Source organism: Aquihabitans sp. G128 (assembly GCF_019048865.1).
Lineage (GTDB): Bacteria > Actinomycetota > Acidimicrobiia > Acidimicrobiales > Iamiaceae > Aquihabitans.
In genome coordinates this window covers 3,176,374-3,195,955 of sequence record NZ_CP077604.1, presented here as the reverse complement: position 1 = coordinate 3,195,955, position 19,582 = coordinate 3,176,374, and the positions used below count along the sequence as shown (strand labels likewise).

The following is a 19,582-nucleotide window of genomic DNA, read 5'->3' as shown; positions in this document are numbered from 1 at the left end:
GAGTGGGCTGGATGAATGTAGCGCACCCGCCCTGCCAGCTCCCACCGGTAACCTCCCCGCCGTGGCACTGAAGGGTTTCGAACGGCGGCTCGAGCGGATGGTCGAGGGCACCTTCGCCCGGGTCTTCCGTTCCGGGCTCCGGCCGGTCGAGCTGGGGCGCCGCCTGGTGCGGGAGATGGACGACAACCGCTCGGTCGACGTGCGTGGGCGCACCGTCGTTCCCAACCAGTACGTCATCGAGCTCAGCGAGGCCGACCACGAGCGCTTCGCCGAGGTCTCGGGCGGCCTGGAGCGCGAGCTGGCCGAGGCCGCTCGCGAGCACGCGCGGGACGAGGGCTACGTCTTCATGGGCCCGGTCTCGGTGCACCTCGAGGTGTCCGAGCGCCAGCACACCGGTGCCTTCCAGATCACCGGGCGCATGCGCGAGGGCACCGGCGGCGTGGGGGCGGGCTCGCTCCTGCTGCCCACCGGCGAGCGGCTGGGCCTGGGCGAGCAGGTGGTCACCTTCGGCCGCAAGCCCGAGAGCACGGTGCAGCTGGCCGATCCCAACGTGAGCCGCAACCACGCCGAGGTCCGGCCTCGGGGCAACGGCTGGATCCTGGTCGACCTGGGCTCCACCAACGGCACGCGGGTGAACGGCGTGCGGGTCAGCTCGCACGACCTGGTGGAGGGCGACGAGATCGCCTTCGGCAACACCATCGTCACGTTCGAGGCCTCCTGATCGCTCGCCGTGGCGCGGCCGGTGGACCGCGGTGCAGCGGGCCGCGGCCGAAGGGGTCCGAGCCCGGCCGGTAGAGTCCCTCCGACATGGACGAGCAGCTGCTCACGATCCTCAAGCTCTGTCTGCTTGGCCTCCTGTACCTGTTCTTCCTGCGGGTGCTGCGGGCGGTGTGGACCGAGATCCGGGGCCCCAAGGTGATCGAGTCGTCCCCGCGCCGCGCCCAGAAGGAGGCCCGTCGGGTCGACAAGAAGGCTGCGGCGGTGCAGCTCGCCATCGTCGAGCCGCCGGCGCTCAAGGGCCGCCGCTACCCACTGGCCGACGAGCTGACGGTGGGCCGGGCCGCCGGCTGCCAGGTCACCATCGACGACACCTACGCCTCGCAGCTGCACGCCCGGGTCTTCTCCCGTGACGGCCAGCTGTTCGTGGAGGACCTCGGGTCCACCAACGGCACCTTCCTCAACCGCAAGAAGGTGCAGGGCCCCCAGGTCATGCGCCGTGGCGACCGATTGCAGGTCGGCAACACCGTGATGGAGCTCGTGTGACAACCCTTCGCGCCGGTAGCGCCACCGACGTCGGCCAGGTCCGGTCCAACAACCAGGACTCGCAGCTCGTGGTCACGAGCACGTCGCTCTTCGGCGTCGCCGACGGCATGGGCGGCCACCAGGGCGGCGAGGTCGCGTCGGCCATGGCCGTGCAGATCACCGAGGAGCACGCCACCGAGCCGACGCTCGAGTCGCTCAAGGCGGCGGTCCGCCTCGCCAACCGCACCATCTTCGAGAAGGCCGGCAGCGACCGCGACCTGCACGGGATGGGCACCACCCTGGTGGCGGTCCAGGTGGTCGACGGGCCGGAGGGCCAGGAGGTCGCCTGGGTCAACGTGGGCGACTCCCGCGTCTACCTCCTGCGCGACGACCGGCTGATCCAGCTCAGCGCCGACCACTCGCTGGTCGAGGACCTGGTGCGCGACGGCCAGCTCACCCCGGCCGAGGCCGCGGTGCACCCGCAGCGCAACATCCTCACCCGCGCCCTGGGCATCGACCTCGACGTCGAGGTCGACGGCGCCACCGTGCTGCCGTTCACCGGCGACCGGTTCCTGCTGTGCAGCGACGGCCTGTTCAACGAGGTCAGCGAGGACCAGATGGCCTCGGTCCTGCGCCGCCTGGTCGACCCCACCGAGGCCGCCGACGAGCTGGTGCGGCTGGCCAACGAGGGCGGCGGGCGCGACAACATCACCGTCGTGGTGGTCGACGTGGTCGACGACGGGGGCCGGGCCGCTGCGGCGTCGGCGGCGCTGGTCGACGACCCCACCCAGATCCTGGCCACCCCGGTCGCTCCGGCCGCGGCCGCTGCCACGAGCCCGGCCGAGCCGGTCTCCGCCGCCGATGCCCCGCCCGCCTTCGCCGACCGCCGCAGCTCGCTGCCGGAGGCCCACGACGACTTCGGCTCGGAGTCCGACGACCTCTTCGCCAACCTCGACTCCGCCCGGTCCCGCCGCTTCACCTGGCGGGTGGTGGCCTTCGTGGTGCTGGTGCTCGCCCTGCTCGCCGCCGGCTTCGGGGCTGTCTGGTACTCGTCGGAGCACAGCTACTACGTCACGTTCAAGGGCGACCAGGTGGCGCTGTACCGGGGCAAGCCCGGCGGCGTCCTGGTGTTCGACCCGACGCTGCTGCGCACCACCAAGCTCACTCGGGACGACGTCGAGCCGGCCCTGCGACCCGGCATCGAGAAGGGCAAGGAGTTCGGCTCCAAGGCCGACGCCGACCGGTACCTGCTGAGCCTGGCCGACGTCGCCTCCCAGCAGGAGACCACCACGACCACCACCGTGGTCACCACCACCACCGCACCACCGGGCGGCTCCACCACCACCGCCCCCACCACGACCTCCACCACCACCGCCGGGCCGTGACCGCCGTCGGCGCGGTGCGCCGCCCCTCCGCGGGCCCGTCGGTGCTGGGCCAGTCCCGGCGCCGGGCAGAGCTCGGGCTGATCGTGATGGCCGTGGCCATCACCGGGGCGCTCTACACCTTGGCGGGCCTGGGCAAGACGGCCTCGGTCCCGGCCAACATCGGGCCGTTCCTGGCCGTCATCGCCGTGCTCTTCCTCACCGCGCACCTGGCGGTCCGCCGCTTGGCGCCCATGGCCGACGGCATCCTCCTGCCCGTCGCCGCGCTGCTCAACGGCATCGGCTACGTCTTCATCGCCCGGCTCAAGCCGTCGCTGGCCCCCAACCAGGCCACGTGGACCGGCGTCGGCATCATCGCCTTCGTGGTCACCCTGGCCGTGGTCCGGCGGACCCGGGACCTCGAGCGCTACCGCTACACGTTCCTGCTCGGCGGCCTCGGCCTCCTGGTGCTGCCGCTGGTGCCCGGCCTCGGCCTGTCCATCAACGGCGCCCGCATCTGGGCCCACCTCGGGCCCATCAGCTTCCAGCCCGGCGAGTTCGCCAAGATCGCCCTCGCCCTGTTCTTCGCCTCGTACCTGGTGGAGAAGCGCGAGCTGCTGAGCATGGCCACCTGGCCCAAGTTCCGGCCGGTGCTCCCGGACCTCAAGCACCTCGGCCCGGTCCTGCTGGCCTGGGGCGTGGCGGTGCTGGTCATGACCGCCGAGACCGACCTCGGATCGTCGCTGCTGCTCTTCGGCCTGTTCATGGCCATGCTCTGGGTGGCCACCGGGCGGGTGGGCTACCCCGTGGGCGGCACCGCCCTGTTCGGCGTGGCGGCCTACGGCGCGTGGACCCAGTTCGGCCACGTGCAGGACCGGGTCACCAACTGGCTCAACCCGTGGGCCGACCCGCTCGGTCGCGGCAACCAGGTGGTGCAGGCCTGGTACGCCCTGGCGTGGGGCGGCGTGGCCGGCACCGGCATCGGCCTCGGCCGGCCCGACCGCATCCCGGTGGTGGAGAACGACTTCATCTTCGCCGCCATCGGCGAGGAGCTGGGCCTGCTCGGTGCCACCGGCCTGCTCATGGCGTACCTGATCTTCGTGGGCTCGGGCCTGCGGGTGGCCACCCAGGCCGAGCACGCCTTCGACAAGCTGCTCGCCGCCGGCCTCACCGCCCTCATGGGCCTGCAGAGCTTCGTCATCATCGCCGGCGTCATCCGCGTGCTGCCGCTCACCGGCGTCGTCCTGCCGTTCATCTCCTACGGCGGCTCGGCCACGGTGGCCAACTACGTCCTGCTCGCGCTGCTGCTGCGCATCTCCGCGGAGACCACCGCCAAGCGGAGCACCAAGGCCACCGCCGGGGCGGCGGCCTGATGGACCGCTCCATCCGCCGGCTCGGCGTGTTCCTCATGGGCCTGTTCTGCGTGCTCTTCGTGCAGCTGAACTACATCCAGGTCTTCCGCGCCGAGGACCTCAACACCAAGCCCGGCAACAGCCGCCCGGTCGACGTGGCCTTCAGCCGCCCGCGCGGCACGGTGAGCACGGCCGACGGGGTGATCGTGTCGCGCTCGGTGCCCAGCAACGACCGCCAGAAGTTCCAGCGGGAGTTCCCCGAGGGCGAGCTCTACGCGGCCATCAGCGGCTACTTCAACTACTCCTTCGGCGCCACCGGCATCGAGGGCGCCTTCAACGACGAGCTCTCCGGCCGCACCGCCAAGCAGCAGGTGCGCTCCATCGGCGACCTCTTCACGTCCAAGGACAACACCGGCAACATCAAGCTCACCGTGCGCTCCGACGTGCAGGCCGCCGCCAAGGCCGCCCTGGGCGACCAGAAGGGCTCGGTGGTGGTGCTCGACCCGCAGACCGGCGGGGTGCTCGCCCTCTGGAGCTGGCCCAGCTTCGACCCCAACAAGCTCTCGGTCCACGACTACGACCAGGCCTCGCAGGCCAAGGCGTTCTACGAGGCGGCGCCGGGCAAGCCGCTGCTGGCCAAGGCCTACCGCGAGATCTACGCCCCCGGGTCCACCTTCAAGGTCGTCACCGGCGCCACCGGCGTCGAGTCCGGCAAGGTCACCGTCAACGAGCCGAGCTACCCCGTGCTCACCTCGCTCGACGTCCCGCAGACCAGCCGCAACCTGAGCAACTTCGACGGCGAGTCCTGCGGCGGCACCCTCTTCCAGATCCTGGCCGTCTCGTGCAACAGCTCCTTCGGCCAGATGGGCCTCGACCTCGGCGGGCCCACGATGGTCAAGGGCGCCGAGGCCTTCGGCTTCAACCAGACGCCGCCGTTCGACCTGGCCGCCGCCAGGTCGACGTTCCCGGTCGTCGACTGGAAGCAGAACCAGCCGGTCCTGGCCCAGGCGGGCATCGGCCAGGGACAGGTGGCCGCTTCTCCGCTGCAGATGGCGCTGGTGGCTGCCGGCATCGCCAACGACGGCGTGGTCCTCGAGCCCCACGTGGTCGACGAGATCCGCGACGGCGACAACGAGCTCATCAGCAAGGACGACCCCACCCAGTGGAAGCGGGCCGTCAGCCCGCAGACCGCGGACATCATGCGCCAGGCCATGCGCCAGGTGGTCGCCACCGGCACCGCGACCCGGCTCCAGATCGACGGCCTCGACGTCGGGGCCAAGACCGGCACCGCCCAGTTCGGCCCCAGCTCGCCGCTGCAGTCCCACGCCTGGGTCATCGCCTGGGCCGGGCCCGCCGGCCAGAAGCCCACCGTGGCGGTCGCGGTCCTGGTCGACGGCCAGCCCGGCAACAGCGAGCAGACCGGTGGCCGGGTGGCGGCGCCCATCGCCCGCGCCGTGATCGAGGCGGCCATGAAGCCGCTGCCCGCCCCGCCGGCGGCCACCACCACCACGACCGCCAGCACCACCACCGTCCCGGCGGGCGGCAACTGATGGCCCGCACCCCCGCCCCCGCCCCGATCACCGCCGTGTCGCCCGTTCGCCGCCCGGCCACCTCTTAGGCTGGCGCGGCGATGTCGAACCGTGAACAGGTCGTGCTCAACGGCCGCTACGAGTTGCAGCGTCGGGTGGGACGTGGCGGGATGGCCGAGGTCTTCCTGGCGCGCGACCGGCTGCTCGACCGGCCGGTGGCCATCAAGATCCTCTTCCCGGAGTTCGCCACCGATCCCTCGTTCGTGGCCCGGTTCCGCCGCGAGGCCCAGAGCGCCGCCAACCTGAACCACCCCAACATCGTGGGCGTCTACGACTGGGGCAAGGAGCGCGGCACCTACTACATCGTCATGGAGTACATCGACGGCCGGTCGGTGTCGGACATCCTCCGCAGCGACGGCCCCATCGAGGCCAAGCGGGCTGCCGGCATCGCCGCCGACGTCGCCGGCGCCCTCGGCTTCGCCCACCGCAAGGGCGTGGTGCACCGCGACGTCAAGCCCGGCAACGTGCTCATCACCAGCAACGGCGAGGTCAAGGTGGCCGACTTCGGCATCGCCCGGGCCATGACCCAGAGCTCCGAGGAGAACCTCACCCAGACCGGTTCGGTCATGGGCACCGCCACCTACTTCTCGCCCGAGCAGGCCCAGGGCAAGCCGGTCGACCCCCGGTCGGACCTGTACTCGCTGGGCGTGGTGCTCTACGAGATGTCGGCGGGCAAGCCGCCCTTCTCCGCCGACAGCCCCGTGGCCATCGCCTACAAGCACGTCCAGGAGCCGGTCCCGTCGCTGCGCGAGCAGGTGCCCGGCGTGCCCGAGGCCTACGAGGCCATCACCCTCAAGGCCCTGGCCAAGCAAGCCGACGACCGGTACCAGGACGCCGCCGAGCTCCGGGCCGACCTCCTGCGCTTCCGCGAGGGCCGTCCCGTGCAGGCCGCTGCTGCGCTCGCCGCACCTCCGCCCGGCCCGCCCACCGCCGCCACCGCGGCCGTCCCCCGGGCTGCGGGCGTGGTGGTGCCGGCCGGCCCCGCCACCGGCGCCACCGAGGCGGCCCGCTACGAGGAGCCGCCGCCGCGCAAGCGGACCGGGTGGTTCTTCGCTGCCATCCTGCTGCTGCTCGTGGTGCTCGGCGGCCTGCTGTTCGCCTTCGGCAAGCAGCTCGGCGTGTTCGACTCCGAGACCAAGCAGGTCACGGTCGAGAACTACGTCGGCCTGACCCGCAACGAGGCCAGCCAGAAGCTCGACAACCTCGGCCTCACCGCGGAGTTCGAGGTCGCCGCATCCGACAAGCCGAAGGACGAGGTGATCGCCCAGGACCCGGAGTCCGGCGGCTCGGTCGACGAGGGCGGCACCGTCAAGCTGACCGTCAGCGGGGGCGCAGCCACGGCCGACATCCCCGACCTCAACGGCTTCACCGAGGCCGCAGCGCGGTCGCAGCTGGTGGAGCTGGGCTTCGCCGACGCCAAGATCACCCGGCGGGAGGAGGAGTCCGACCTCAGCGCCGGCACCGTCATCCGCTCCGAGCCCGGGCCCGGCACCCAGCCGGTGGACGCCTCGATCGTCCTGGTGGTCGCCATCCCGCGCGCCACCACGACCACCGCCGAGACCACCACCACGCTGGCGCCCACCACCACCACGACGCTGCCGCCCACCACCACGACCACGCGGCCACCGGTGACCACCACGACCTCCAGCCCGCCGGCCACCACATCGACCGTGGCCCCGGTGACGACCACCACCACCCAGTAGCGGACGCCCCGCCAGCCGGAGCGGCCGGGTCAGCGGGTGCGGCCGGGCTCAGCTGAGGGCGTCGACCTGGGCGAGGAAGTTGCCCACCAGGTCGTGGCCGCCGACGGTCAGGATCGACTCGGGGTGGAACTGCACGCCCTCGGTGGGGCCGTCTCGGTGGCGCAGCCCCATGACCAGGCCGTCGTCGGTCTCGGCGGTGATCTCCAGCGAGGCCGGCACCGTGTCGCGCTGCACCACCAGCGAGTGGTAGCGGGTGGCCTCCAGGGGGAGGGGCAGGCCGGTGAACACCCCCGTGCCGGTGTGGCGGATGAGCGAGGTCTTGCCGTGCATGATCTCCGGCGCCCGCACCACGCTCCCGCCGAAGACCTGGCCGATGCACTGGAGGCCGAGGCACACGCCGAGCACGGGCTTGCGGCCGGTGAAGCGCTCGATCAGCTCGTTGCTGATGCCAGCGTCGTCCGGGGTGCCGGGGCCGGGGGAGATCAGGATGCCGTCCGGGTCGAGCGCCTCGACCTCGGCCACGGTGAGGGCGTCGTTGCGGTGCACGATCGGCTCGGCGCCGAGCTCACCGAGGTACTGGACGAGGTTGTAGACGAACGAGTCGTAGTTGTCGATCACGAGCACCCGGCGTCCCATCGCCCGACACGGTAGTGGTTGGCCTCCGAGGCTCCCGCCTCGGTTCGGCCCGTCTCACGCCCCGTGCCTCGGGCCGGCTCCGGTGGTTCGGTAGAGTCCTGCCCCATGGCCGACGACCCCACCGATCCCGCCGCCGAGACCGAGGTCGACCCCGCCGAGGACCTCGCCGCCGACGCCGGTGCCGAGACCGACGCCGCCTCTGCGGAGCCGATCGAGGCCGAGGGCGACGCCGCTGCGACGCCTGTGGACGAGGAGCCTACGACGGGCCCGGCCAAGGCGGGCACCACCAAGCCGGCGGCGGCCAAGGCCAGCCCGGCGGTGGTGCGCAAGAAGGTGGTCAGCAAACGGGTCACGCCCAAGGGGGCGCCGCAGGGCGTGAAGGTCACCCCGCCCAAGGGCTCCACGCCGGCTCGGTCGAAGGGCGCCGACGGCGAGGACCTCGGCTACGCCGACCGCTACACGGCGCCGGAGCCGAAGTACGCCCCGGGCCCCAGCCCCTGGTGGGTGCCCGCCATCATGTTCGGCCTGCTCATCGTGGGCGCGCTGATCATCATGCTGAACTACATGGGCGTGTTCGGCGACGCCGAGAACATCCGGCTGGTCATCGGCTTGGCGTTCATCCTCGGCGGGATCATCGCCGCCACGCAGTACCGCTGAGCGACCCCGGATCACCCCCCCTGAGGTCGTCTCGGCGGCCTCCTGTGGACAAGGTGCAGGGCGAACCGGTCCTTTCCCCAGCCTGTGGACAACCTTGGGGAGGGTCACAGCCTTGTAACTTCTCGTCCACCTGCCAGACGGGCGACAGCTACCGGTGGACGAGGTGCCGAGGCCGGCGCAGCATCGCCCGCGAAACGGGTCCCGGGCCCGTGGCCCGGTGGGTGACGTCGGCCACCGTCGCCCTACGCTGGGCCCGTGGGCTCGTTCTCGATCTTCAACATCGTGGTGGCGGTGGTGGTGGCCTTCGTGCTGCTGCGGGTCGGGATGAAGATCCTCGGCAGCTTCGCCCGCCCGGTGCCGGAGCCGCCCGATCCGGGCGAGCTCCGCAAGGTCCGCCTCACCTACGAGTGCTCGATCTGCTCCACCACGGTGCGCATGACGATGGCGAACGACGAGGTGCCCGAGCCGCCGCGCCACTGCATGGAGGACATGGAGCTGGTCACCCCGGCCGACGAGCTCTGAGCCGTCGGGGAACCGGGTCGGCGGCGGCGCCGTCGGACCGGCCATGACCCCCCGCCGTGCCCTTCCCGCCCTCGCCCTCGCGGTCGCCCTGGTGGCCGGCTGCAGCTCGGAGGCAGCCTCGCCCCCCACCACCGTCGAGCGAGGCAAGCCGTATCCCACCGCCGACGGCAAGCCCCGCGTCGACCTCGACCCGGAGCGCTACGTCACCGGCTACCCCGAGCAGCGGGCGGGCTCGGCCGGCGGACCGATGACCAACGCCTCGCCGACCGCCAGCGGGGGCGGGGTGGCCTACGACCAGGCCGAAGGGCCGGTGGCACCCCGGCCACCGACCATCTACGAGGACAACACCTTCGTGGGCGCCGGCCACCACCCGTTCGTGACGCCGAAGGCCGAGCCCACCTCGACCTTCGGGCTCGACGTCGACACCGGCTCCTTCTCCGTGGGCCGCACGTTCCTCAGCGAGGGCACGCTGCCCCCGCCGGACTCGGTCCGCACCGAGGAGTGGGTCAACGCCCTGGGCTCGCAGCAGGAGGCGCCGTCGGACGCCATCGGCGTCGCGGTCGACACGGCGCCCTCGGCGCTCGACGACACCCGGCTCGTGCGGGTCGGCGTCGCCGGCCGGGACCTCTCGGTCGAGGACCGCCCGCCGGCCAACCTCACCTTCGTCGTCGACACCTCGGGCTCCATGGACATCCGGGAGCGGCTGGGCCTGGTGAAGGCCTCGCTCGGCCTCCTGGTCCTCAACCTGCGCGACGACGACACCATCGCCATCGTCCAGTACTCCGACGAGGCCGGTGTCGTCCTCGAGCCCACGCCGGTCAAGGACGCCAAGCGGATCGTCGACGCCATCGACGAGCTCCAGCCCAGCAACAGCACCAACCTGGAGGCCGGCCTGCGCGCCGGGTACCGCCAGGCGCAGGAGGCGTTCCGCAAGGACGGCCTGAACGCCGTGATCCTCGCCTCCGACGGCGTGGCCAACGTGGGGCTCACCGACCCCGACGGGCTGGCCGGGGTGATCTCGGACCGGGCCGAGCAGGGCATCCACCTCGTGACCGTGGGCTACGGGATGGGCAACTACAACGACGACCTCATGGAGCAGGTGGCCGACCAGGGCGACGGCTTCTACGCCTACCTCGACACCTACGCCCAGGCCGAGAAGCTGTTCCGGGACCGTCTCACCTCCACCCTCTCGGTGGTGGCGCAGGACGCCAAGGCCCAGGTGCGCTTCGACCCGGCGATGGTGTCGTCGTACCGGCTGCTCGGCTACGAGAACCGGGCCCTGGCCGAGGAGGACTTCGACGACGCCTCGGTGGACGCCGGCGAGATCGGCGCCGGCCACCGGGTGACCGCCCTCTACGAGGTCCGGCTGGCCAAGGGCGCCGACGACCTGGCTCCCGACTCGGTGCTCGGCGGCGCCAAGGTCCGCTACGTCGACGGGGCGAGCGGCAAGACGGTGACCGCCGAGCGGCCCGTCGTGCTGGGCGGGGCGACGAAGGCCGACCAGGCGCCCGACGACCTCCGCTTCCAGGCGGCCACCGCGGCGTTCGCCGAGTGGCTGGCCAGCCAGCCCGCCGGCGGCCCCTCGGGCGACCCCGAGGGCCCGGTGATCGTCGAGGACGATGTCGACGGCCCGACCACCACGACCGTGCCGAGCGACGACGCCACCCCCGTGGAGCCCGGCAGCCAGGCCGACCTCGAGGCGATCATCGCCGAGGCCGAGTCGGCGGCGAAGGGCCTCCCCGCCGCCGGCCTCCCCGGCTCCGTGGTCACCCCCGAGGCCATGCTCGACCTCATGCGAGCCGCCACCAAGGCCACCCCCAGCCCCACCGCCACCTACGCCGACTGACCAGCCCCGGAACGCGCAGCACCCCCGGCCCTGAGGACCGGGGGTGCTGTCGTGGTCTGGCTGGTCCGCCGTCCCCGGCAGGGCCCCGCCACCGTGTCGCCGAAGGCGAGAGGGCCCGAGCGGCCCGGGCGACGAAGGAGCCCGAGAGCGGGAAGGACGGCCCTCGACGAGGCGCCAGCCGAGTCGTCGAGGACGAGTGACGCTGGAAGGCCAGCCGAAAACCGAACCATCGAGCGGCGGGACGAGAGGACGAAGTCCTCAGTCGAGGCGCTCGATGATGGTCGCGTTGGCCATGCCGGCGCCTTCGCACATGGTCTGGAGGCCGTAGCGGCCGCCGGTGCGCTCGAGCTCGTTGAGCAGGGTGGCCATGAGCTTGGTGCCGGAGCAGCCGAGCGGGTGGCCGAGGGCGATGGCGCCGCCGTTGACGTTGACCTTGCTCATGTCCGGGTCGTACTCCTTCTTCCACGCGAGGACGACGGAGGCGAAGGCCTCGTTGATCTCGATGAGATCCATGTCCTCGAAGCTTCAGACCGGCCTTGTCGAGCACCATCTTCGTGCTGGGGATGGGACCGGTGAGCATCTCGATGGGGTCGACGCCGGCGACGGCGAAGGAGTGGAAGCGGGCGCGGGGCTTGAGGCCCAGCTCCTTGGCCTTCTCTTCGCTCATGATCAGCACGGCGGAGGCGCCGTCGGTGATCTGCGACGAGTTGGCGGCGGTGACGCGGCCGTTCTCGGGGTCGAAGGCGGGCTTGAGCTTGGCGAGGGACTCCATGGAGGAGTCGGGGCGGATGCCCTCATCGGCGGTGACCAGCTCGTCGGACTCGATGATCTGGCTGGTCTCGCGGTCGAACCGCTTCTCCTTGACCGGGATGATCTCGTTGTCGAAGCGGCCCTCGTCGCGAGCGGTGGTGGCCCGCTTGTGGGACTCGACGGCGTACTCGTCCATCTCCTCGCGGGAGATGTCCCACTTCTTGGCGATGATCTCGGCCGAGGTGCCCTGCATGACCACGCCGCCGACCGGGGCGTAGCGCTCCATGACCTTGGGGCCCATGGGGAAGCTGCCGGGGGTGACCGAGGCGCCCATCGGGGTGGTGGACATGACCTCGACGCCGGCGGCGATCACGATGTCGTAGGCGCCGGCGATGACGCCCTGGGCGGCGAAGTGGGCCGACTGCTGCGAGGAGCCGCACTGGCGGTCGATGGTGGTGGCGGGCACGGTGTCGGGGAAGCCGGCGGCGAGCACGGCCGAGCGGCCGACGTTGACCGACTGGTTGCCGACCTGCATGACGCAGCCCATGATCACGTCCTCGACGAGGGCCGGATCGAGGTTGTTGCGCTCGACGAGCGCCTTCAGCACCTCGGCGGCGAGGTCGGCGGAGTGCCAACCCGAGAGCTTGCCGTAGCGCTTGCCGCCCGGGGTACGGACGGCATCGACGATGACTGCGGTGGCCATGTGGCTTCCCCTTTCGGCCCCGATCGGGGTCCGTGATCTTCTTGACCGAACGGTCTAGTTGCAGTCTCGCCGCCCCTCCGTGGCCGTTGCAACCCGGCGTCGGTCACAGGCGCACGGGGATTTCCCTAGGCTCTGGCCCCTCGCGAGACGGTGGAAGGTCCTCCAGGGGAGGGGTCGCCCGGTCCGCGAGGCACCGCCCGACCACCACCACGCCACGAGGGGACCCGGCCCACCATGAGCCAGACCACCGACCACGCCACCGGCCGCACGATCGCCCAGGCCTTCCTCGACGTCGTGGAGGCCCGCGGCAGCGACGTGGCGCTCCGCGGCAAGGAGGGCGATGCGTGGCGCGAGCGGACCTTCGCCCAGTACGCCGACGAGGTCGCACGGGTCGCCGCCGGCCTGCGGGCCCAGGGCGTCGAGCGGGGCGACCGGGTGGTGCTGATGATGCGCAACATGCCGGAGTTCCACGTCCTCGACGTGGCGGCGCTCATGATCGGCGCCACCCCGATCTCGATCTACAACTCGTCGGCCCCGGACCAGATCGAGTACCTGGTGGGCCACTCCGGCGCCACCGTCGGCATCGTCGAGGACGACAGCTTCCTGGCTCGCTTCGAACCGGTGCGCGACCAGCTCACGTCGCTGCGCTCCCTGGGCGTGGTCCAGCCCGGCGAGCGGGCCGCCGACTTCACCTGGGACGACCTCCTCGCCAACGACCCCATCGACCTGGCGGCCGCCGCCGCCGATGGCTCGCCCGACGACCTGGTCACGGTGATCTACACCTCGGGCACCACCGGCCCGCCCAAGGGCGTGCAGATCACCAACGCCAACGTGCTCTTCGTGGCCGAGGCCACCCGCCAGCTCATGGCGTTCGACGACGCCGCCGGCAAGCGGGTGGTCTCCTACCTGCCGATGGCCCACATCGCCGAGCGGACCGTCAGCCACTACTCCAACCTGGTGCTGGGCTACGAGGTCAGCTGCTGCCCCGAGCCCGGGAAGATCGCCGCCTACTGCGCCGAGGTGCGGCCCAACGTGCTCTTCGGCGTGCCCCGCGTCTGGGAGAAGATCCACGCCGGCCTGGTGGCCGCCCTGTCCGCCGATCCCGAGAAGGCCCAGCAGTTCGACGAGGCGGTCGAGGCCAGCCGGCCCATCGCCCTGCGTCGCTCCTGGGGCGAGGCCACCGCCGAGGACGACGCCACCTGGGCGTTCCTCGACGAGGTGGCCTTCACCCCCGTGCGGGCCCTGCTCGGCCTGGACCAGCTCGAGGTCGCCGTCACCGGTGCGGCTCCCATCCCCGCCGACCTGCTCACGTGGTTCCGCGCCATCGGCGTCCCGCTGTCGGAGGTGTACGGCATGTCGGAGAACACCGGCCTCATGACCTGGACCCCGGAGCGCATCAAGCCCGGCACCGTCGGCCCGGCGGCGCCCGGCACCGAGGTGGCCATCGCCGAGGACGGCGAGGTCATCACCCGCGGCCCCCACGTGTTCCGTGGCTACCTCGACGACCCCGAGAAGACCGCCGAGGCGCTCTCGGACGACGGCTGGCTCCACACCGGCGACATCGGCGAGCTCGACGACGACGGCTACCTGAAGATCGTCGACCGCAAGAAGGAGCTGATCATCACCGCCGGCGGCAAGAACATCAGCCCCGCCAACCTCGAGGCCGCCCTCAAGATGATCCCGCTGGTGGGCCAGGCGGCGGCCATCGGCGACCAGCGCCCGTTCGTCTCCGCGCTGGTGGTGCTCGACCCCGACACCGCGCCGGTGTGGGCCAAGCAGCACGGCATCGACTTCGAGACGCTCCAGGACCTGGCCGACAACACCGACGTCATCGCCGCGGTGGAGGCCGGCCTCGAGGAGGTCATGGCCGGGTTCAACAACGCCGAGCGGGTCAAGAAGGTGAAGGTGCTGGGCGAGGAGTGGCTGCCCGACTCCGAGATCCTCACCCCCACCTCCAAGCTCAAGCGGCGCGGCGTCAACACCGCGTTCGCCAAGGAGATCGAGGAGCTCTACGCCCGCTGAGGTCGGGACCGACGGATCGCCAGGGCGTGGGCCCGCGGGCTGACGGCGCGGCTCAAGCCCGGGCGTGGGCGCCGATGCCGGCGAGGAAGTGGTCGACGCAGCGGTCGGCGAACTCGCGCGTGAGCGGGGTGGAACCGGTGAGCGCGGCCATGAGGATCGGCCCGATCAGCAGGGTGGCCTCGAGCTCGGTGTCGTAGCCCTCCGGCAGCAGGCCCTCGGCGGCGCCGCACGCCAGCACCGGCGCCAGCACGTCGGACTGGTGCTTCTGGAGCTCGGCGTCGAGCTGGGCGATCTCGGAGAGGTCGGCCTTGAGCAGGAGCATGGCGGGGATCAGCCGCACCCAGTAGGGGTCGGCCACGATGTCGACGAAGGCGTGGGCCAGCACCCGCAGCGCGTCCTCGAACGGGAGCGACGGATCGGGCTCCGGCAGCTCGGGAGCGATGTGGGTGAAGACGCTGGCCACCAGCGCGTCCCGCGTGGGCCAGTGGCGGTAGAGGGTCGACTTGGCCACGCCCGAGCGGGCCACGACGCCGTCCATGGTGATCGCCGTCGGGCCGCCCTCGAGCAGGAGCTCGGTGGCGGCCTCCATGACGGCGGTGCGGGTGCGGGTGATGCGGGCGTCCATGGTCGACCTCGAAGCTACTGGGAGACGGGTGTCACGCGGGAGGGGGCTTGCCAGATCCCCGAAGTAACAGTACCGTACCGTCTCGTACTAGAGAAACGCTACCGTCTCGTACTGTACGAGACCAGGCAGGAGCAGGACCGATGACCGCACCAACGCTCGACCCCACCACGGCGGCACCGCCCGACCCCGACGGCGCCCGCCGCCGACGCTGGGTCCTGGTGGCCGTCTGCACCGGCCTCATCGCCGTCGTGGCCTCCGTCTCGGGGCTGAACGTGGCCCAGGGCCAGCTCGCCGCCGACCTGGGCGCCACCCAGAGCCAGCTGCTGTGGGTCATCAACGGCTACACCATCGCCCTCGCCGCCCTGCTCCTCCCGATCGGCGCCATCGGCGACCGGTGGGGCCGCAAGCAGGTGCTGCTCGGCGGGCTCGGCCTCTTCGCCGTCGCCAACGTCGCCGCCTCGCTGGCCACCACGGTGACCCAGCTGCTGGTGGCCCGGGTGGTCGGCGGTGCCGCCGCCGCCATGATCATGCCGGTCACCCTGTCGGTCATCACCTCGACCTTCCCCGCCGAGGAGCGGGATCGGGCCGTCGGCGTGTGGGCCGGCTTCGCCGGCGCCGGTGGCGTGCTGGGCCTGCTCAGCTCGTCGATCGTCGTCGACAGCTTCACCTGGCCCTGGGTGTTCGCCGCCCCGATCGTCCTGGCCGCGGCCGCCTTCGGCCTCACCGCCGCCTTCGTGCCCCGCTCTCGCGAAGAGGCGCACGGCCGCTTCGACGTGCTGGGCTCGATCCTCTCGGCCGTCGCCGTCGGGGCGCTCGTCCTCGCCGTGCACGAGGGCCCCGAGCACGGCTGGACCCAGCCCCTCACCGTGGGCGGGCTCGCCCTCGGCCTGGTGGCCGCCGGCTGGTTCGCCGTCTGGGAGCGCCGCCAGGAGCACCCGCTGCTCGACCTGCGGGTCTTCCGCAACCGATCGCTCGCTGCCGGCTCGCTCGTGCTGCTCGTGCTCTTCGCCCTGCTGATGGGCCTGTTCCTGGTGATCGTCCAGTTCCTGCAGGCCGCCCTCGGCTACTCGGCCATCCGGGCCTCGCTCGGCCTGATGCCCATGGCTGCGGTGCTCATGCCGCTCTCGGCGGTCGCTCCCCGCATCGCCACCCGGGTGGGCTTCCGGACCATGTTCGTCTCCGGCCTCGGCCTGGTGGCCGCCGGCCTCGGGATGATGGCGGCCTTCGCCAGCGTGTCGGGCGGCTACTGGTCGGTCCTGCCGGGCCTGCTGGTGCTGGGCGTCGGCGTGGGCCTGGCCCAGACGCCCGCCACGTCGGCCATCACCGGCTCGCTCCCCCAAGAGGAGCAGGGCGTGGCCTCGGCGCTCAACGACACCGTCCGCGAGTTCGGCGGCGCCCTCGGCATCGCCCTCCTGGGCAGCGTCCTCAGCTCGGGCTACCGGTCGGGCCTCGGCTCGGCCACCGACGCCCTCCCGGCCAGCGCCGCCGAGGCGGTCCGCTCGGGCATCGGCGGTGCCTCGGTGGTGGCGGCCAAGGCCGGCCCCGCCGGCGACCAGATCATGGCCGTCGCCCGCGGCGCCTTCGTCGACGGCCTCAGCACCACGATGTGGATCAGCGCGGCGGTGGCCGGCGCCGCCGCCCTCATCGCCTTCTTCGCCATGCCCCGCACCGTCGAGGCCGTGGCCTCCGACGGCGACGCGACGCCGGTCGAGCTCGACGAGCTCTCCCTCGTCGACTGAGCCACCCAGCTCCTCGAGCGACCGACGGCACCCGGGCCCGCGCAGGGCCCGGGTGCCGTCGCGTCCGGGTCGTCCGTCGTCGCGGGTTGGCCGTGGTGGGTTGGGTTTCGGTCGCTGGGGCGGCCAGAGCTCCGCCCGGTCCGGCGGATCGGATCAGTCGAGGGTGGGGCCCATGATGGAGACGAAGCTGACCATCTCGCCGGGGTAGCCGCCGAGGTTGTGGGTGAGGGCGAGGTTGCGCTCGGGGGTGATCGAGGAGATGGTGCGGTCCTCGGGGGCCTCGCCGCGCAGCTGGAGGTAGGCCTCGAACATCATGCGGAGGCCGCTGGCGCCCACGGGGTGGCCGAAGCTCTTGAGGCCGCCGTCGGGGTTGACCGGGAGCTCGCCGTCGAGGTCGAAGCGGCCGGACTCGATGTCCTTCCACCCCATCCCCCGCTCGGAGAAGCCCAGGTCCTCCATGAGGACCAGCTCGGTGGGGGTGAAGCAGTCGTGCACCTCGGCCATGGCGATGCGGCCGGCCGGGTCGGTGATGCCGGCCTGGGCGTAGGCGTCGGCGGCGCAGGCGGCGATCTCGGGGAACCAGGTGTAGTCGTAGCCGGGGTCGACCAGGCCGGAGCCGTTGCCGGCCACGAAGCTGAGCGCCTTCAGGTAGATCGGCTTGTCGGTGTACTGCAGGGCGTCCTCGGCCCGGACCACGATGGCGGCGGCCGAGCCGTCGGCCACGCCGGCGCAGTCGAACACGCTCAGGTCGCCGGCCACGCGGGGCATGGCGCAGAGCTGGTCGACGCTGAACTCCTTGCGGAACTGCGCCCGCGGGTTGCGGGCGCCGTTGTGGTGGTTCTTGGAGGCGATGCGGGCCAGGGTGCGCTTCAGCTGGTCCATCTCGACGCCGTACTTCTCGGCGTACGCCGGGGCCACCATCGAGAACGAGCCGGCGGCGGTGAGGGTGCGGGTAGTGCCGTCGCTGGGGATGGGGAAGGCGTTGAGGCCCTGGTACCCGGAGTCCTTGACCTTCTCGACGCCCACCGCCATGGCCACGTCGTAGGCGCCGGAGGCCACCGCGTAGGCGGCCTGGCGCAGCGCCTCGGAGCCGGTGGCGCAGTAGTTCTCCACCCGGGTGACCGGCTTGTTCTGGAGCTGCAGGGCGCGGGCGAGGGTGATGCCGCTCATGCCGCTCTGCGCGGTGCCCAGCCAGTAGGCGTCGACGTCGTCCTTGTCGATGCCGACGCTGGCGAAGGCCTCGTTCGAGGCGTCGAGCGCGAGGTCGTCGACGCCCTTGTCCCAGTGCTCCTTGAAGGGCGTGCAGCCCATCCCGACGATGGCGACGCGGTCCTTGATGCCGTGGCTGGCCATGTCAGGCCTCCGTCTCTGCGGTGTCGGTGGGGGCGCCGGCCACCGGCCGGGCCTTCCAGAAGTAGTTGTGGATGCCGTCGGAGGTGAAGAACCGGCGGAAGGTCATCTCGACGGCGGTGCCGATCTTCACGTCCGCGGGGTCGACGTCGGTGAGCTCGATGGGGGCGCGGCCGCCGCCGTCGAAGTCGACCACCGCGAAGACGACCGGCGGGCTGGGCGAGTAGACGAGCTTGTCGATGGTGTAGGTGACCACCCGGCCGGGGACGTCGGCCATGGGGATCGGTTCCATGTCGTCGATGGCGCCGCCGGTCATGGAGACCCGTGCCGGCGGCAGGTGGATGGCCCCGCTGCTGCGGTCCTTGCTGCCGACGAAGCCGAACTTCCAGTCCTCGGCGCGGCCGGCGGCGCTGGCCGACGGCCGGGCGGGCTCGGGCCGGCGGGGCGGCTCGGGGGTGAGCAGGCCGCGCCAGGCGAGGAACTTGCCGTAGGGGAGCGGGGCGCCGGCGGCGGCCTGGTCGGCGACGGAGACCGAGGGGACGAGCTGGGCGATGGCGTCGGTGGTGCGGAACACGAGGGCGTCGGCGCCGTCGGCCAGCGAGAGGAGCACCACCACCTGGCCGGGCGTGGCCCGCTCGAGCGCCGAGCTGAGCAGGAGGCCGGCCTGGGCGGCGCCGGGGTTGCCCACCGTGGCGCTCAGGTCGTCGACCACCTTGTCGGGGGCTACGCCGAGCTTGCGGACGACGGCCTTGGCGGCCCGGGCGTGGGGGCCGGCCACCACGAGGTGGTCGATGGCGGCGGCGTCGATGCCGGCGGCGTCGAGGGCGGCGTTGAAGGCCTCTACCCCGAGCGGGAGGTACGACATCTCGCCGAACTTCTCCTCCCATTGCTTCGAGCGCACGTCGCCGGGCGTGCGCCAGCGGTCGAGGAACTCGTCGGTGGCGGTGCCGGAGCCGAGCAGCTCGGCGACCACCGGGCCGTCGGCGTCGTCGCCCACCAGGAGCGCGGCGGCGGCGTCGCCACCGGCCGCTTCGTCGGCGCTGCCGGGGAGCCCGGTGCGGATGTCAGCGGTGACCACCAGGGCAGCCGGGCCGCCGGCCAGGGCGGCACGGAGGGCGGCCACGCCGGAGCGGATGGCACCGCCGAAGTCGGCGGCGATCACGTCGCCGGGCAGGCGCAGCGCGGCGTGGATGGCGGTGGCGTTGGTCTTGTCGACGTAGGCCGGCACCACGGTGGAGAACCACAGCGCGCCGGGCACCGTGGCGGTGGCGCGGAGGGCCCGGCGGGCCGCTTCGACCCCCAGCGTGGTGGTGTCCTCGTCGTAGCTGGCGACGGTCCGGGTGCCCTTGCCCCCGCCCGTGCCGGCCACCGCGGCGATGGTGCTGCGGTCGAGGCGGCGGTGGGGCAGGTAGGCCCCGTGGCTGATGATCCCACGCATGCCCAGGAGGCTAGGCCCGTTTCTGACGGGTCGTCACATTCCGGTCC

15 protein-coding genes and 1 pseudogene are annotated in these 19,582 nt (G+C 72.2%); 11 read left to right on the top strand and 5 right to left on the bottom strand.

Translation table 11 applies throughout. The features are described 5' to 3' along the window. Positions 1-61 precede the first annotated feature (61 nt). The 6 genes from KSP35_RS15275 to pknB all read left to right on the top strand — a co-directional run bounded on the left by KSP35_RS15275 (position 62) and on the right by pknB (position 7,247). Positions 62-721: a DUF3662 and FHA domain-containing protein gene (locus KSP35_RS15275; RefSeq protein WP_216996683.1), complete on the top strand. Its 660-nt coding sequence runs from the start codon at positions 62-64 to the stop codon at positions 719-721. Positions 722-807: 86 nt separating this feature from the next. Then, on the top strand, positions 808-1,263 hold the full coding sequence (locus KSP35_RS15270) for an FHA domain-containing protein (RefSeq protein ID WP_216996682.1): 456 nt from the start codon (positions 808-810) through the stop codon (positions 1,261-1,263). Continuing rightward, positions 1,260-2,627, top strand: coding sequence for a Stp1/IreP family PP2C-type Ser/Thr phosphatase (locus tag KSP35_RS25080; protein ID WP_216996681.1), 1,368 nt, complete (start codon positions 1,260-1,262; stop codon positions 2,625-2,627). Before KSP35_RS15270 ends, KSP35_RS25080 begins: the two co-directional genes overlap by 4 nt. Continuing rightward, positions 2,624-3,976 carry an FtsW/RodA/SpoVE family cell cycle protein gene (locus KSP35_RS15260; RefSeq protein ID WP_216996680.1) on the top strand — a complete coding sequence of 451 codons (1,353 nt, stop codon included), beginning with the start codon at positions 2,624-2,626 and terminating at the stop codon, positions 3,974-3,976. The genes KSP35_RS25080 and KSP35_RS15260 overlap by 4 nt, the downstream gene beginning before the upstream one ends. Beyond that, the gene (locus tag KSP35_RS15255; protein WP_216996679.1) at positions 3,976-5,505 is read left to right on the top strand and encodes a penicillin-binding protein 2; all 1,530 of its coding nucleotides are present in this window, start codon (positions 3,976-3,978) and stop codon (positions 5,503-5,505) included. The genes KSP35_RS15260 and KSP35_RS15255 overlap by 1 nt, the downstream gene beginning before the upstream one ends. Before the next feature lie 80 nt (positions 5,506-5,585). Further along, positions 5,586-7,247: a Stk1 family PASTA domain-containing Ser/Thr kinase gene (gene pknB, locus KSP35_RS15250; RefSeq protein WP_216996678.1), complete on the top strand. Its 1,662-nt coding sequence runs from the start codon at positions 5,586-5,588 to the stop codon at positions 7,245-7,247. Between the two features lie 48 nt (positions 7,248-7,295). Here the strand turns inward: pknB and KSP35_RS15245 are convergent, their stop codons facing one another. Next, the gene (locus KSP35_RS15245; RefSeq protein WP_216996677.1) at positions 7,296-7,883 is read right to left on the bottom strand and encodes an aminodeoxychorismate/anthranilate synthase component II; all 588 of its coding nucleotides are present in this window, start codon (positions 7,881-7,883) and stop codon (positions 7,296-7,298) included. A gap of 105 nt (positions 7,884-7,988) precedes the next feature. Here KSP35_RS15245 and KSP35_RS15240 point away from each other — a divergent pair, with 105 nt between their 5' ends. The 3 genes from KSP35_RS15240 to KSP35_RS15230 all read left to right on the top strand — a co-directional run bounded on the left by KSP35_RS15240 (position 7,989) and on the right by KSP35_RS15230 (position 10,908). Beyond that, on the top strand, positions 7,989-8,540 hold the full coding sequence (locus KSP35_RS15240; protein WP_216996676.1) for a cell division protein CrgA: 552 nt from the start codon (positions 7,989-7,991) through the stop codon (positions 8,538-8,540). Positions 8,541-8,795: 255 nt separating this feature from the next. Then, a complete protein-coding gene (locus KSP35_RS15235; protein ID WP_216996675.1) occupies positions 8,796-9,062 on the top strand; it encodes a hypothetical protein in 267 nt (88 codons plus the stop codon). A 43-nt stretch (positions 9,063-9,105) separates the two neighbouring features. Beyond that, the gene (locus tag KSP35_RS15230; protein WP_216996674.1) at positions 9,106-10,908 is read left to right on the top strand and encodes a von Willebrand factor type A domain-containing protein; all 1,803 of its coding nucleotides are present in this window, start codon (positions 9,106-9,108) and stop codon (positions 10,906-10,908) included. Between the two features lie 258 nt (positions 10,909-11,166). Here KSP35_RS15230 and KSP35_RS15225 read toward each other — a convergent pair. After that, a pseudogene (locus KSP35_RS15225) lies at positions 11,167-12,361 on the bottom strand (acetyl-CoA C-acyltransferase). Between the two features lie 234 nt (positions 12,362-12,595). On the opposite strand from KSP35_RS15225, the gene KSP35_RS15220 reads away from it, so the two are divergent. Next, the gene (locus KSP35_RS15220) at positions 12,596-14,383 is read left to right on the top strand and encodes a long-chain fatty acid--CoA ligase (RefSeq protein ID WP_216996673.1); all 1,788 of its coding nucleotides are present in this window, start codon (positions 12,596-12,598) and stop codon (positions 14,381-14,383) included. Between the two features lie 52 nt (positions 14,384-14,435). Here the strand turns inward: KSP35_RS15220 and KSP35_RS15215 are convergent, their stop codons facing one another. Further along, entirely contained in the window at positions 14,436-15,008 is a 573-nt protein-coding gene (locus tag KSP35_RS15215; RefSeq protein ID WP_216996672.1) for a TetR/AcrR family transcriptional regulator, read from the bottom strand. A gap of 140 nt (positions 15,009-15,148) precedes the next feature. Between KSP35_RS15215 and KSP35_RS15210 the strand changes: the two genes are divergently transcribed. Further along, positions 15,149-16,747, top strand: a complete 1,599-nt coding sequence (locus tag KSP35_RS15210; protein ID WP_216996671.1) for an MFS transporter — start codon at positions 15,149-15,151, stop codon at positions 16,745-16,747. A gap of 153 nt (positions 16,748-16,900) precedes the next feature. Here KSP35_RS15210 and KSP35_RS15205 read toward each other — a convergent pair whose 3' ends face one another. Beyond that, positions 16,901-18,100, bottom strand: coding sequence for an acetyl-CoA acetyltransferase (locus KSP35_RS15205; protein WP_216996670.1), 1,200 nt, complete (start codon positions 18,098-18,100; stop codon positions 16,901-16,903). Position 18,101: 1 nt separating this feature from the next. Next, positions 18,102-19,535 carry an OB-fold domain-containing protein gene (locus tag KSP35_RS15200; RefSeq protein ID WP_216996669.1) on the bottom strand — a complete coding sequence of 478 codons (1,434 nt, stop codon included), beginning with the start codon at positions 19,533-19,535 and terminating at the stop codon, positions 18,102-18,104. Between the last annotated feature and the right edge of the window lie 47 nt (positions 19,536-19,582).

Bases quoted from the DNA above. Each gene is read 5' to 3' on its own strand.
- KSP35_RS15270 (WP_216996682.1), top strand. From the start codon at position 808: ATGGACGAGCAGCTGCTCACGATCCTCAAGCTCTGTCTGCTTGGCCTC.
- KSP35_RS15255 (WP_216996679.1), top strand. From the start codon at position 3,976: ATGGACCGCTCCATCCGCCGGCTCGGCGTGTTCCTCATGGGCCTGTTC.
- pknB (WP_216996678.1), top strand. From the start codon at position 5,586: ATGTCGAACCGTGAACAGGTCGTGCTCAACGGCCGCTACGAGTTGCAG.
- KSP35_RS15245 (WP_216996677.1), bottom strand. From the start codon at position 7,883: ATGGGACGCCGGGTGCTCGTGATCGACAACTACGACTCGTTCGTCTAC.
- KSP35_RS15240 (WP_216996676.1), top strand. From the start codon at position 7,989: ATGGCCGACGACCCCACCGATCCCGCCGCCGAGACCGAGGTCGACCCC.
- KSP35_RS15230 (WP_216996674.1), top strand. From the start codon at position 9,106: ATGACCCCCCGCCGTGCCCTTCCCGCCCTCGCCCTCGCGGTCGCCCTG.
- KSP35_RS15220 (WP_216996673.1), top strand. From the start codon at position 12,596: ATGAGCCAGACCACCGACCACGCCACCGGCCGCACGATCGCCCAGGCC.
- KSP35_RS15215 (WP_216996672.1), bottom strand. From the start codon at position 15,008: ATGGACGCCCGCATCACCCGCACCCGCACCGCCGTCATGGAGGCCGCC.
- KSP35_RS15210 (WP_216996671.1), top strand. From the start codon at position 15,149: ATGACCGCACCAACGCTCGACCCCACCACGGCGGCACCGCCCGACCCC.
- KSP35_RS15205 (WP_216996670.1), bottom strand. From the start codon at position 18,100: ATGGCCAGCCACGGCATCAAGGACCGCGTCGCCATCGTCGGGATGGGC.
- KSP35_RS15200 (WP_216996669.1), bottom strand. From the start codon at position 19,535: ATGCGTGGGATCATCAGCCACGGGGCCTACCTGCCCCACCGCCGCCTC.